Source organism: Micromonospora sp. U56 (assembly GCF_018070095.1).
In the GTDB taxonomy this organism is placed as follows: domain Bacteria; phylum Actinomycetota; class Actinomycetes; order Mycobacteriales; family Micromonosporaceae; genus Micromonospora; species Micromonospora purpureochromogenes.
On the sequence record NZ_JAGPYL010000160.1, the window covers coordinates 1 to 12,666 of the forward strand.

At 71.8% G+C, this 12,666-nt stretch carries 13 protein-coding genes and 2 pseudogenes; 7 read left to right on the plus strand and 8 right to left on the minus strand.

Annotated features, from left to right (window positions below; translation table 11 throughout):
* Positions 1 to 342: sulfurtransferase (locus KBX37_RS31000; protein ID WP_247659339.1), on the minus strand; the 342-nt coding region annotated here is incomplete at its 3' end.
* A 94-nt stretch (positions 343 to 436) separates the two neighbouring features.
* Here KBX37_RS31000 and KBX37_RS31005 point away from each other — a divergent pair.
* Complete coding sequence (locus KBX37_RS31005) at positions 437 to 1,120, plus strand: metal-dependent transcriptional regulator (protein WP_210779412.1); 684 nt, start codon at positions 437 to 439, stop codon at positions 1,118 to 1,120.
* A gap of 83 nt (positions 1,121 to 1,203) precedes the next feature.
* Here KBX37_RS31005 and KBX37_RS31010 read toward each other — a convergent pair whose 3' ends face one another.
* The 3 genes from KBX37_RS31010 to KBX37_RS31020 form a co-directional block, all read right to left on the minus strand.
* Positions 1,204 to 1,752 carry a hypothetical protein gene (locus KBX37_RS31010; RefSeq protein WP_210779413.1) on the minus strand — a complete coding sequence of 183 codons (549 nt, stop codon included), beginning with the start codon at positions 1,750 to 1,752 and terminating at the stop codon, positions 1,204 to 1,206.
* A gap of 152 nt (positions 1,753 to 1,904) precedes the next feature.
* Entirely contained in the window at positions 1,905 to 3,173 is a 1,269-nt protein-coding gene (locus KBX37_RS31015; protein WP_210779414.1) for an MFS transporter, read from the minus strand.
* Between the two features lie 120 nt (positions 3,174 to 3,293).
* Positions 3,294 to 3,536, minus strand: a complete 243-nt coding sequence (locus KBX37_RS31020; protein ID WP_210779415.1) for a DUF5522 domain-containing protein — start codon at positions 3,534 to 3,536, stop codon at positions 3,294 to 3,296.
* 125 nt (positions 3,537 to 3,661) lie between these two features.
* Here KBX37_RS31020 and KBX37_RS31025 point away from each other — a divergent pair, with 125 nt between their 5' ends.
* The 3 genes from KBX37_RS31025 (at position 3,662) to KBX37_RS31035 (ending at position 4,983) form a co-directional block, all read left to right on the plus strand.
* Positions 3,662 to 4,228 (plus strand): dihydrofolate reductase family protein, encoded by a 567-nt coding sequence (locus KBX37_RS31025; RefSeq protein ID WP_210779416.1) that lies wholly within the window; start codon positions 3,662 to 3,664, stop codon positions 4,226 to 4,228.
* Positions 4,229 to 4,402: 174 nt separating this feature from the next.
* The gene (locus KBX37_RS31030) at positions 4,403 to 4,603 is read left to right on the plus strand and encodes a hypothetical protein (RefSeq protein WP_210779417.1); all 201 of its coding nucleotides are present in this window, start codon (positions 4,403 to 4,405) and stop codon (positions 4,601 to 4,603) included.
* Positions 4,604 to 4,665: 62 nt separating this feature from the next.
* Positions 4,666 to 4,983 (plus strand): TraR/DksA C4-type zinc finger protein, encoded by a 318-nt coding sequence (locus KBX37_RS31035; RefSeq protein ID WP_210779418.1) that lies wholly within the window; start codon positions 4,666 to 4,668, stop codon positions 4,981 to 4,983.
* Between the two features lie 82 nt (positions 4,984 to 5,065).
* Here the strand turns inward: KBX37_RS31035 and KBX37_RS31040 are convergent.
* Positions 5,066 to 5,416: pseudogene (locus KBX37_RS31040) on the minus strand (DUF2332 family protein); the annotation flags it as partial.
* A gap of 118 nt (positions 5,417 to 5,534) precedes the next feature.
* On the opposite strand from KBX37_RS31040, the gene KBX37_RS31045 reads away from it, so the two are divergent.
* Positions 5,535 to 5,711 (plus strand): DNA-binding protein, encoded by a 177-nt coding sequence (locus KBX37_RS31045; RefSeq protein ID WP_247659340.1) that lies wholly within the window; start codon positions 5,535 to 5,537, stop codon positions 5,709 to 5,711.
* 401 nt (positions 5,712 to 6,112) lie between these two features.
* Here the strand turns inward: KBX37_RS31045 and KBX37_RS35740 are convergent, their stop codons facing one another.
* From KBX37_RS35740 to nrdR, 3 genes are all read right to left on the minus strand, one after another.
* Positions 6,113 to 6,988 carry a barstar family protein gene (locus KBX37_RS35740; RefSeq protein ID WP_307849283.1) on the minus strand — a complete coding sequence of 292 codons (876 nt, stop codon included), beginning with the start codon at positions 6,986 to 6,988 and terminating at the stop codon, positions 6,113 to 6,115.
* 418 nt (positions 6,989 to 7,406) lie between these two features.
* Complete coding sequence (locus KBX37_RS31055) at positions 7,407 to 10,295, minus strand: vitamin B12-dependent ribonucleotide reductase (RefSeq protein WP_210779422.1); 2,889 nt, start codon at positions 10,293 to 10,295, stop codon at positions 7,407 to 7,409.
* A 65-nt stretch (positions 10,296 to 10,360) separates the two neighbouring features.
* Positions 10,361 to 10,849 (minus strand): transcriptional regulator NrdR, encoded by a 489-nt coding sequence (gene nrdR, locus KBX37_RS31060; RefSeq protein ID WP_154942834.1) that lies wholly within the window; start codon positions 10,847 to 10,849, stop codon positions 10,361 to 10,363.
* Between the two features lie 576 nt (positions 10,850 to 11,425).
* On the opposite strand from nrdR, the gene lexA reads away from it, so the two are divergent.
* Together lexA and KBX37_RS31070 are read left to right on the plus strand one after the other, a co-directional pair.
* Positions 11,426 to 12,211 (plus strand): transcriptional repressor LexA, encoded by a 786-nt coding sequence (lexA, locus tag KBX37_RS31065; protein WP_154942833.1) that lies wholly within the window; start codon positions 11,426 to 11,428, stop codon positions 12,209 to 12,211.
* 96 nt (positions 12,212 to 12,307) lie between these two features.
* Positions 12,308 to 12,666, plus strand: a pseudogene (locus tag KBX37_RS31070) (hypothetical protein); the annotation flags it as partial.

Below are 12,666 nucleotides of genomic sequence, written 5' to 3' on the forward strand. Positions count from 1 at the left end.
GCCGGCCCAGCGCAGGGTCCACCAGGCGCGGGCGGCGGCCATGCCGTCGCCGCCGTCGTACACGACGACGGGGTGACCGGCGCGGACGCCGGCGGCCCGCAGCACGGCCTGCAGGGCGGCCGGGTCGGGCAGCGGGTGCCGGCCGGCGGCGCCGGGCGGGCCGCAGAGCGCGGTGTCCAGGTCGACGAAGACGGCGCCGGGCAGGTGACCTGCGGCGTAGTCCTCGCGGCCGGGCGGGCCGGTCAGCCGCCAGCGCACGTCGAGCAGGGTGGGCGGGTCGGGCTCGGCGAGCGCGGCGGCGAGCTGCTCGACCTCGATCAGCGGCTCCTGAGTTCCGGACATGGCGACCAGTCAACACCATCCGGGCAGCGACCTGGCGGTTCGGCACCAGCCGTTGTCGGGGCTGCGGGGTAGCATCGTGCACCGGAGGGCTGACGTGAAACACGATTTGGTCGACACGACCGAGATGTACCTTCGCACCATCCTCGAGCTCGAGGAGGAGGGTGTGCCGCCGCTACGCGCGCGGATCGCCGAGCGGCTGCGCCAGAGCGGGCCAACCGTCAGCCAGACCGTCGCCCGGATGGAGCGCGACGGGCTGCTCACCGTCGAGGGCGACCGGCACCTGACGCTGACCCCGCTGGGTCGCAACAGTGCCGTCTCCGTGATGCGCAAGCACCGCCTCGCCGAGCTGCTGCTGGTCAACGTCATCGGGATGCCCTACGAGGAGGCCCACGAGGAGGCCTGCCGGTGGGAGCACGTGATGAGCGACGCCGTCGAGAAGCGGGTCTACGACCTGCTCAACCGACCCACCCGCTCGCCGTACGGCAACCCGATCCCCGGGCTGGAGGAGCTGGGCTCGCCGGAGCCCGCGGCCGACACGGTCGAGGGTGAGCGCAACCTGGCCTTCCCCGGCCTCTCCGGGACGGTCGTGGTCCGCCGGATCTGCGAGAGCGTGCAGACCGACGCCGACGTGCTGCGCCAGCTGCACGCCGCCGGGGTCGACCCGGGCGCCACGGTCACTGTCGCGCAGGAGCGGGACGGGGTGTTCATCGACCGCTCGGGCGAACGGGTCCGGCTGCCCCGCGAGGTCGCCTCGCGGGTCTTCGTCGCCGCCAACTGACGGCTCGGGCCGCCTGCTCTCCGGGGCCATTGCCTCGGTCCGCGCGGGCGGCCCGCTTCCGTTGGCGCGCCCGCCCGCGAGCCTCACCTGGCCCGGGTGTTGATCTTCTTCGCCAAGGCGACCAGCTTGCCGGTCAGCTCCTCGGCCTCGGCCTTCGGTGCGCCACGCTCACACGTCCATTGCAGGGTGGCCAACCGGTCCTCGGTGGCCAGCCAGCCGACCTCGGCGACCGGACCGTGCTTCGCCGTCTTGGCGAGGGTGCGGCGGTAGGCGACCTGGCCCAGCTTCGACACCTTGGCCGCCCCGTCCGGCAGCACGTCGGCGTTGAAGGTCGGCACGTCAATCGAGGTGTCGGTGACGGTCAGCGTCAGCTCGGGCAGGGTGGCCCCCTCGGCGCGGACCACGCAGGTGTGCGTGTCGCCCTTGTCGCTGGCGGCGGCCACGTCGAACCGGACGCCGAGGTGCTCCTCGATCACCGCGAAGTCCAGCAGCCGGCACGCGCCGCCCGAGGAGGCGGCGGCCACCTCCACCGTCACCGGGTCCACCGCCGGCACGGCCACCGGTCGGGGCTGGGCGCCGCAGCCGGTGGTCAGCAGGACGGCTGAGGCGATGAGCCAGATCCGCGCGTGCACGGGGAACCTCCGCGGTCGTCGGCGGGGGCCCGCCGGATGTCCGTCGGACACCGTACGGGCAACCCGTGCCGATGCGAAAGTCCTTCGAAGACGCCCGGGGCGGGCCCTCGTCGAGGGTCGCGGTCCGCGACCGCCGCGTCACCCCGGCCTCCTCAGGCCGGCGGCAGGTCACGCATCCGGCGCAGTGGCGAGCACACCACGAACAGCGCCGCGCTCCACGTCCCCAACGCCGTCAGGACCAGGGCCGGCCGCAGCCCCCACTGGCTGCCCAGCGTCCCGCCGAAGAGCGCGCCGAGCGGCACCACCCCGAAGCAGATCCACAGGAACGAGGCGTTGACCCGGCCGAGCAGTTCCGGCGGGGTGATGCGCTGTCGGTAGGACAGGATGGCGACGTTGAACAGCACCGCGTTGGCGGAGAACGCGGCGAGGCCGACGGCGTAGAGCGCCAGGCCCCAGCCGGGCCGGGCCAGCGGCACCAGCAGGTAGAGCGGCCCCGGGACGGCCATCGCGACCCAGATCATCCGCGCCGAACCGATCCACCGGGAGAGCCGGTCGGCCAACGCGCCGGTGACCAGCCCGCCCATCGCGCCGAGGGAGAAGACCACCCCGACCACCGCCGGTGAGGCGTGCAGCTCCCGCACCAGGTAGGTGACCTCCAGCGAGCTGGTCGCCATGGCGAAGAAGTTGGAAGCGGTGCAGCAGGCCAGGATCTGTACCAGGATGGGCTGCCGGCGGATGAACCCCAGCCCCTCGGTGAGGGCGACCCGCGCCGGGACCCGATCGCCGGTGGCCGGTCGGGCGGCGGTCGGCTGCCGGATCAGCACCAGCGTCACCGCGCTGACCACGAAGGCGAACGCCGTCCCGAGGAAGGTCCACGCCGCGCCGACGAGCCCGGTCAGCGTTCCGCCGACGGTCGGCCCGACCAGTTGGGCCCCGTCCTGGCTGACGGTGAGCCGGGCGTTGCCCTCGACGAGCCGGTCCGCCGGCACCAGCCGGGGCAGGGTGCTCTTGTACGCCACGGTGAACAGGACGGTCAGCACGCCGCAGAGCCCGACCACGACGTACAGGAAGGGCAGGGTGAGGTGACCGACCAGGGCGACCACCGGCAGCGACAGCAGCAGCGCGGCGCGGCCGAGGTCGCAGGCGACCATCAGCCGCCGCGGGTCGACCCGGTCCGCGAGCAGGCCGGCGGGCAGCGAGAAGAGCAGGTACGGCAGCCACGCCAGGAAGGTCAGCAGGGAGACCTGGAACACGCTCGCGCGCAGGGTGTCGGCGGCGAGCAGCGGTACCGCCACCCCGGAGATCCGGGTGCCGACCTCGCTGACCGTCTGACCGCCCCAGAGCAGGGCGAAGTCCCGGCTGCGCCAGAGCGGCCCGGGGCGGGGCCGCACCAGTGTCGCGGCCTCCAGATGCCGGGTCACGCGTCACCACTTTCCGGCGGCAGGACGGCCCACGAGGCCGGCACCGAACCGGCGGCTCGGGCCGACCCAACCTAGGCGGCGCCACCGGTGCGGGCACCCGAATATCGCCTGGCCGGGCGGTCAGTCGTCGACGTACGGGCAGTGTCGGCAGCCGCGCCCGCAGCAGGTGCCCCGGCGGGCCAGGAAGCCGGCGCTGAGCACGAAGAGCCCGCTGGCCGGGTCGAGGTAGCCGGCCTCACCGGCGGCGAGCGCGGCGGCGTGGGCCGCGAGGATCCGCTCCCGGTCGGGATGCTCCGGCGGCAGCCGGGACGGGTGCGGCTCGGTCAACGGTCGGTTCGCCAACGGTCGCCGCTCTGCACCCACCGGCGCAGTCTACGGAGCCGCCCGCCGCCTACGGCCACGGTCTACCTCGGCCGACCTGACCGATCGTGTCGTAGGGCTGCGGAATGCTGGACGCCGACGGGGGTTCGACTGTGGAAGGACGGCAGATGCGGAAGATCGTCGTACACCTGAGCGTGTCGCTGGACGGGTTCTTCGAGGGCCCCGGCGGCAGCCTCGACTGGCACCAGGTCGACGACGAGCTGCACCGGCACTTCAACGCCGAGCTGCGCACCATGGGCGGCTTCCTCAACGGGCGACGCAGCTACCAGCTGATGGCCGAGTTCTGGCCGACCGCCGACCAGGACCCGGCCAGCACCGCCCCGATGGTGGAGTTCGCCGGCATCTGGCGGGACATGCCGAAGATCGTCTACTCCCGGACGCTGGACACGGTCGACTGGAACGCCACCGTCGTCCAGGACGTCGTACCCGACGAGGTGCGGCGGCTCAAGGCCGAGCCGGGCGGCGACCTTGCCCTCGGCGGGGCGGACCTGCTCAGCACCTTCCTGCGGCACGACCTGGTCGACGAGTACCGGCTCTACGTCCACCCGGTCGTGCTCGGCGGCGGCCGCCAGCTCTTCCCCGCGTCGGGCGACCGGCAGCCGCTGCGCCTGACCGGGACCCGCACCTTCGGCAACGGCGTCGTCCTGCTGCGGCACGAGCGCGCCCGGGACTGACGCGACCGGCGAACTCGCCACCCACCTGTGTGGCGCCCCGGTCGGTGCAGATCGGCGGCCGACGAGCCCGGACGCAGCGACCACACCGGCGGGCGGCGCCGCACCGGCGAGAGGGCGGGAGGGCCCCTGGTAAGGGCGTTGGCTTTCCTGTCGGCCCGGCCTATGGTGGGCGACATGCGTCTGTCCGGGCAGCAGGAGAGCACCGCCGTCAGCACGACGGCGGCACCCACTGCTGTCCGCCGGCCCGCCCTGCCGGTCACCGTGGCGACCCGCGTCGTGCGAGTCGCCGTCGCGCCGTCGCGCGCCGGCTCGGTCGCCCCCGGCCTGCCGAGCCCCGCCGGACGTAGCCCTCCTGGACCGGTGCACACCACGTGAACGGCCACCAGGGCGAAGCTTCCACAGCTTCGGCCCTTTTTCTTTTTCCGAGGAGCTACGCCATGACCACGCACACCCAGCCGGGCCAGCAGAACTGGATCGACGAACTGCGGTCGACCCTGACGTCCGACTTCGAGATGCACACCGCCCGGCTGACCGAACTCACTGCCGACACCGGTGATCCGGCCGAGGCCCACACCCGGGACGCGCTGCTCGCCGGGACCCGGCAGAGCCTGGAGCAGATCACCGGGGCGCTGCGGCGCATCGCCGAGGGCCGGTACGGGATCTGCGAGCGGTGCACCGGGCCGATCCCCCAGGAACGCCTGGAGGTGCTTCCGCACGCCCGCTTCTGCGTGCCCTGCCAGCAGAAGCAGCGCTGAGGTACCGGGCGGGGGCTGCCGCACCGACGCGGCAGCCCCCGCTCGTCCGGCTTCGGCCGCTGCGGGGCCCGGAGAGTCCGGGTCAGCCGAACCAGGTCATCGCCTGCCCGTGCGAGCGGGTCCAGGCGAGCGGCCGCCCGTCGAGCGCCAGCACGTTGTACAGCGCCTCGCCCGGCGGCTCCGGCAGCCCGTCGTGGGCCAGCACCTCCGGGGCCTCGTTCGAGATCCAGTGCCCGGGCAGCCCGCGTACCTGCTCGGCGAACGCCTGCCGCCGCGGAGGCGGCACCTGGTAGAGCACGGAGGTGTGGAACACCACCAGCGTCGCCCCGGCCGGCGCCCACGCGGCCAGTGCCGGCAGGTCGTCCACCAGATCGCCGCGGACCAGCAGCGGCGGCTCGGCCGCGGCGACAGCCGCCGCCGCCCGCAGCCGCGCCGCCGCCTCTCCGATCCACTCCCCGGATGGGTTGTCAATCTGTAAGTGACGATTGTACACGAGGAGGCGCGCCTACTTTCAGCCCGTGAGGCGACCGCGCTTGTACGGACCCGGCGAGTTGGCCGCGCTGTTCGGTGTGTCGCGTCAGCGAGTTCTGCAGATCACCCGCAGGCCTGGCTTCCCGGAGCCCGTCGCCCGCTTGATCGGCATGACCGTCTGGGATGCCGACGAGGTGGACGAGTGGGCGCGCCACAACCGCCCACCCCGCCCTACCGACGGCGAGGAAGATCGCTGATCAGGACGTCTCTACGGCGGCAAGCCAACGAGCGCGTTCCGCTTGGGAAGCTGCGACAGCGCTGACGCCCCCTGCCGTAAGAGTCGGCGCGAACGGCGGAATCGCTTCTCCAAAAGCGCCTCCGGCGGGACCGGTAGACCCAATGCCGTGCGTCTCCGGCGCACCGAAGTGGGCCCGCTTTCGGCGGTCATCGTCCGACCGCCAGGTGGTGTCTGCGCTGAGGGCGATCGGGCTCGAGGGCGTACGCACACGTCCCAGGGGCCCCGCTCAGCCGACGGACGTTGGCTGTTCCTGGGAGGTACGCGGTGTCTCCCTCGGGAGACTCTCGTTCCAGGACCGCAGCGGCTCGCGCCTGCTGTCCCACATATTCAGTAAGCAGGTCTGGGCCGGAGGCCTGCGAGTCAGCGCAACTCGACCTCGATTCCGTCCTCGGTGAGCCACCGGAGAAGTTGCTCGAACGTGGTGGCCGCGGCCGCTTCGCCCTGGCCAGCAGCACTGTTCAAGCGCGTTCGCGCCACTCCGGCGCCGTGCCAGACGAGGCGAAACGGCCAGGCGGCACCCCACCCGCCGGTCACACAGTCGTAGAGCGCATCGGCGTTCCAGCCGAAGTAGCCGCCTGGACCGTTGATGGCCTCGCCAATGGCGCAGTAGAAGCCTTCCACGTCGGTGATGTCGCGGCCGTCGAGGTGATAGGTGCTGCCGGCTGGATTGTCGGGCCGGTCGTGCCGGTGATGGGCCCGTGCCGCCCCGGACCATTGGTGCCGGAGTTCGCGGTCGTAGCCTGCCCACAGGCCCGGCTCAGTCGGGCGGCCGGCACGCCAGAGATCCCAAATCCGCCGCGCACCGCTGGGCATGGGATCGACGATTGCGGTGTCGAAGGTGACGTCGAGCAGACCGTGACCCAGCGTCGATGGGCGGACGCCTGTCACCGACGCCTGGAGATAGGCACCGACCACGCGGGTCGCGACGCCGTCCTCGGCCACGCTGTAGAGGGAGGTGTTGATCCGGCGGCGGCGCAAAGCGCCACCGGGGTTGCCGGCACCTCGGGCCAGCGCGTCCAGAGCATGGTGCAGCGGCGGCTGGGGCAGGCATCCAAGCAGCGTCGCTGCGTGTGCCGCAGACGGCGCATCGACGAACACGCCTTCGATGTCGGCGCAGATGGCGACCGCCGCGTCCGACTCCCCCATGTAGTATTCATCGACCAGCACCCAGCGAAGCGTCACCGGCTTGTCCCAACGCCATCGCCGGTCCGGCGGAGTCAGCCCGTCATCGGTCACGTGGATTCCTCGGCGTGGATGTGCCGCACGACGCGTCGGTACTCCATCCAGGCGGCGAATTGGCGGGCGTGGGCAAGGGTCTTGTCCATCACGGGCCGACGCTGGTGCCTGCGGCGCAGCCAGCGCGAGGGCCGTGGCGACCCTGCTGATTCACTGGCGTCATCAGCTCTACAGCGTCTCGCACGGCCCGTTGGACGGATGCCCGCCGAGCACCGGCTCAAGCTCATCGTGGTCGACGGGGCGGGACAACGTTCGCCGGCACGCCTACCCTTCCCCGCTGCACTCGTACGCCCATTGACGAGATGCCTCCCGCCCAATCTGGGCGGGAGGCATCCGTTGTAGAGCCCACCAGGCGAGAAGTCAACCGGTGACGCCTCTCAAAAGTCACTCACCGGAGACATGCATGAGCTGCCTGGCGTCAGCTGCAGCCGCTGGTGGAGCCGCAGCCCTCGCAGACGTAGCAGCTACCGGCGGGGCGCATCTTCGTGCCGCAGGTGAAGCAGAGCGGCGCGTCGGCCGCCTTGCCGATCACCGCCTCCAGCAGCTCGGTGGAGGAGCCCACCGCCGGCGCCGGCTTGGCGGCGGCGACGTTGGCGACCTCCTGGGCCGGCTGGGCGACCGGAGCGGTCTTCGTCTCCGGCGACTCGACCGGAGCCGAGGACGCCATCGCGGTGAGATCGGTGCCGGCGCTCTCCGCCTCGGCCTCGGCCCGCAGCTGGGCGGCCCGCTCCTGGGCGGTGAAGATGCCCAGTTCCGCGCGGCGCTCGTACGGCAGGAAGTCCAGGGCCAGGCGACGGAAGATGTAGTCCATCACCGAGGCGGCCATCCGCACGTCCGGGTCGTCGGTCATGCCGGCCGGCTCGAAGCGCATGTTGGTGAACTTGCTGACGAACGTCTCCAGCGGAACGCCGTACTGGAGGCCGATCGAGATGGCCACCGAGAAGGCGTCCATCACACCGGCCAGGGTCGAGCCCTGCTTCGACATCTTGAGGAAGACCTCGCCGAGGCCGTCGTCCGGGTAGGACGACGCGGTGAGGTAGCCCTCGGCTCCGCCGACGGAGAAGCTGACCGTCTCCGACGGGCGCTTCTTCGGCAGCCGCTTGCGCACCGGCCGGTACTCGACGACCTTCTCGACCGCCGGGGCGGCGGTCTCGACGGCGGCCGGGGCCGACTCGGCGACCTTGTTCGGCTTGGCCACCGACAGCGGCTGGCCGACCTTGCAGTTGTCCCGGTAGATCGCCAGGGCCTTGAGGCCGAGCTTCCAGCCCTCGAAGTAGATCTTCTCGACGTCCTCGACGGTGGCCTGCTCCGGCATGTTGACCGTCTTGGAGATGGCGCCGGAGATGAACGGCTGGACGGCCGCCATCATCCGCACGTGCCCCATCGGAGCGATGGAGCGCTCACCCATCGCGCAGTCGAAGACCGGGTAGTGCTCCGGCTTGAGGCCGGGGGCGTCCACCACGTGGCCGTGGTCGGCGATGTGCTCGACGATCGCCTCGACCTGCTCCTCGGGGTACCCGAGGCTGCGCAGGGCGCGCGGCACGGTCTGGTTGACGATCTGCATGGAGCCGCCGCCGACCAGCTTCTTGAACTTGACCAGCGCCAGGTCCGGCTCGACGCCGGTGGTGTCGCAGTCCATCATCAGGCCGATGGTGCCGGTCGGGGCGAGCACGCTGGCCTGCGAGTTGCGCCAGCCGAACTTGTCACCGACCTTGTTGCCCTCGGTCCACTGCTTGGTGGCCTCCCGCTGGATCGCGGTGGCGACCGTGCCGGCCGGCTTGATCGCGTCGTTGGCGGCGGCGTGCTTGCGCATGACCCGCTTGTGCGGCTCGGCGTTGCGGGCGTAGCCCTCGTACGGGCCGACGATGCCGGCCAGCTCGGCCGAGCGGCGGTACGCGGTGCCGGTCATCAGCGAGGTGATCGCCGCGGCGACCGAGCGGCCCTGCTCCGAGTCGTACGGCAGGCCCGACGCCATCAGCAGCGCACCCAGGTTGGCGTACCCGATGCCGAGCTGCCGGTAGGCGCGGGTGGTCTCGCCGATCTTCTCGGTCGGGAAGTCGGCGAAGCAGATCGAGATGTCCATCGCGGTGATGACGAACTCGACCGAGCGGACGAACTTCGCCACCTCGAAGCCGCCGTCGGCGCGGAGGAACTTCATCAGGTTGAGCGAGGCCAGGTTGCACGAGGAGTTGTCCAGGTGCAGGTACTCCGAGCACGGGTTCGACGCGGTGATCCGCCCGGTCTCCGGGCAGGTGTGCCAGTCGTTGATGGTGTCGTCGTACTGCAGGCCGGGGTCGGCGCACTCCCAGGCGGCCTGGGAGATGGTGCGGAACAGCTTCTTGGCGTCGATCGTCTCGATGGTCTGCCCGTCGAGCCGGCCGCGCAGGTCGAAGCCGCCGCCGTTCTCCACCGCGGTCATGAACTCGTCGGAGACCCGGACCGAGTTGTTGGCGTTCTGGTACTGCACGCTGACGATGTCGGCGCCGCCCAGGTCCATGTCGAAGCCGGCGTCCCGCAGCGCGCGGATCTTGTCCTCCTCGCGCGCCTTGGTGACCACGAACTCCTCGATGTCCGGGTGGTCCACGTCGAGGATGACCATCTTGGCCGCGCGCCGGGTGGCGCCACCGGACTTTATGGTCCCGGCAGAGGCGTCGGCGCCGCGCATGAAGCTGACCGGGCCGGAGGCGGTGCCGCCGGACGAAAGCAGCTCGCGGGAGGAACGGATCCGGGACAGGTTGACGCCGGAGCCGGAGCCGCCCTTGAAGATCAGCCCCTCCTCCTTGTACCAGTCCAGGATGGAGTCCATCGAGTCGTCGACCGCGAGGATGAAGCAGGCGCTGACCTGCTGCGGCGACGGGGTGCCGACGTTGAACCAGACCGGGGAGTTGAAGCTGAACACCTGGTGCATCAGCATCCAGGTCAGCTCGTGCGCGAAGACCTCGGCGTCCGCCGCGGTGGCGAAGTAGCCGTGCTCCTCGCCGGCCTTGCGGTACGTGGTGACCACCCGGTCGATCAACTGCTTGAGCGACCACTCGCGCTCCGGGGTCCCCACCGCGCCCCGGAAGTACTTGGTGGTCACGATGTTGGCCGCGTTGACGCTCCAGGACTCGGGGAACTCCACCCCGCGCTGCTCGAAGTTGATCGAGCCGTCCCGCCAGTTCGTCATCACGACGTCGCGGCGCTCCCACGCCACCTCGTCGTAGGGGTGCACGCCCTCGGTCGTCCAGACCCGCTGCACCTTGAGCCCGGTCACCGCGCCGTTCTTCGCTGCCCGCGACCGGCTGGTTGTCACGCCGTCCCCCGCCATCTCATCCGCCCCCTCGTCTGCGCGGTCACCCACCGCGCGTCGTTCATCTGTCAGAAACTCGAAAATCAACTGGTCCGGCCGGCGGCCTCGACCGCGTCGGCGCGGGCGCGCGCGGCGGCCCGCAGCGTCTCGATCTCGCGCTCGAAGTCGGCGAGCGAGTCGAAGGACCGGTAGACGCTGGCGAAGCGCAGGTAGGCCACCTCGTCCAGGTCCCGTAGCGGGCCCAGGATCGCCAACCCCACCTCGTGGCTCGGGATCTCGGCGGCCCCCTTCGCCCGCACGGTCTCCTCGACCTTCTGCGCCAGCAGCGCGATCGAGTCCTCGTCGACCGGCCGGCCCTGGCACGCCTTGCGCACCCCGCCGATGATCTTCGTCCGGCTGAACGGCTCGGTCACCCCGCTGCGCTTGACCACCGCGAGCACGGCCTCCTCGACCGTGGTGAACCGCTTGCCGCACTCCGGGCAGGAGCGGCGACGACGGATCAACTGCCCGTCGTCGGCCTCCCGCGAGTCGACCACCCGGGAGTCGGCGTGTCGGCAGTACGGACACCGCATAGCCTGACCTCCTTGATCGACCGTGGGCGCCCGCCGACCGTCTCCGGGCACGCGTCGGCCCGGCGGGGCCACCGCCGGTGGCCGTCGCCGTCGTCGACGGTACGGGAGTGCGGTCGGTAGTCGAACCCAACCTGTAGGCAACTTACGCCCGTGTGACTACTACATCTAGGGGTCGACCGTATGCCGCCGACGAGCAGTGGTCAAGTTGGCGGCGTGTCCGGCGCGTCACCTGAACAACCACCTGCACGCCGCCCGCCGACATCCCCAACGGCACGGCACGCGGGAGGTTACCGCCCGTCCGGCCGGGACGCGGAAAACGGACGGCCATCGCGAAAGCGCCTGGCGAGTCGAACAGGAGTTCGACGACGACGTACCATTTATCAGAACGCGCGTTCGAGTTTCCAGCATTACCGCGCCGACACGCCGACGGCAGGTCGTACAGATGTTTGAAAATGACCGATCCCACCTATACGGTCATGAACAACCGGGCGCGTCGCACGACGTCGGGCCCGGCCCCGCGACACCGCACGCACCACGAGCCGCCAAGGCACCCAGCGCCGACCAGGGAGGACGGACGTGACCGAGGACCGGGCCAGCCGGCCGAAGAACCCGCAGCAGATCGCCGAGGCGGGTCCGCCGGCCACTCGGCGCCCCCGCCCCGCCCGCAGTCGGACCGGGCAGCCGGCCGTGCGCGCGGTCACCCCGGTGGTCAGCAGCTTCCCCGACCCGGCCACGGTCGACCTCACCGCCCGGCAGCGCCGGATCCTGGAGTTCATCCGCAGCTGGGTCGAGCGGCAGGGCTATCCGCCGAGCGTGCGCGAGATCGGCGAGGCGGTCGGCCTGGTCTCCCCGTCGAGCGTCGCCTACCAGCTCAAGGAGCTGGAGAAGAAGGGTTTCCTGCGCCGCGACCCCAACCGGCCGCGCGCGGTGGACGTCCGGGCCCCCAGCGACGCCGTCGACGACGAGCTGAGCCGCTCCCAGCGGCCCACCCCGGCGTACGTGCCGATGCTGGGCCGGATCGCCGCCGGTGGGCCGATCCTGGCCGAGCAGGCGGTGGAGGACATCTTCCCCCTCCCGCGCGAGCTGGTTGGCGAGGGCGAGGTCTTCATGCTCCAGGTCAAGGGCGACTCGATGCTCGACGCGGCGATCTGCGACGGCGACTGGGTGGTGGTCCGGCAGCAGCCGACCGCCGACTCCGGTGAGATCGTGGCCGCCATGCTCGACGGCGAGGCGACCGTCAAGACCTACCGGCGGCGGGACGGGCACGTCTGGCTGATGCCGCAGAACCCGGCCTTCGACCCGATTCCCGGCGACGACGCGACCATCATGGGCCGGGTCGTCGCGGTGCTGCGCCGGATCTGACCCCACACGCACCCGACGGATGGCCGCCCCCAGGGGCTGCCACCCGTCGTCGCGTCAGGCCACCTGCCGGCGTGGCCGGCCGGTCACGTCAGCGCGGTGCTGCTCGTCTCAGTAACGCTCGCCCCGGCCGGGCGGCTGTCCGTACCCGTACTGGCCGCCCCGCCGGTCGTCGTACCCGTCGTCGTGGCGCGGGCCGGAGCGCGGGTCCCGGGGGTGGCGACGCGGGGGTTCCGCGCGTCCGCCGCCGCCGTAGACGCCGCCACCTCGTGGGTCGCCGCCGCCGCGGGGTCCGCCGCCGTTCGGCACGCCGCCGGGCGGGCCACCCGGGCCACCGCCACGCGGGCCGCCGCCACGCGGGCCGCCGCCGCCCTGGGGAGCACCCGTCGGGCCGCCACCGTAGACACCGCCGCCGGCCGGCCGGCCGCCGCCGTAGACGCCGCCGCCGGGACGGCCCC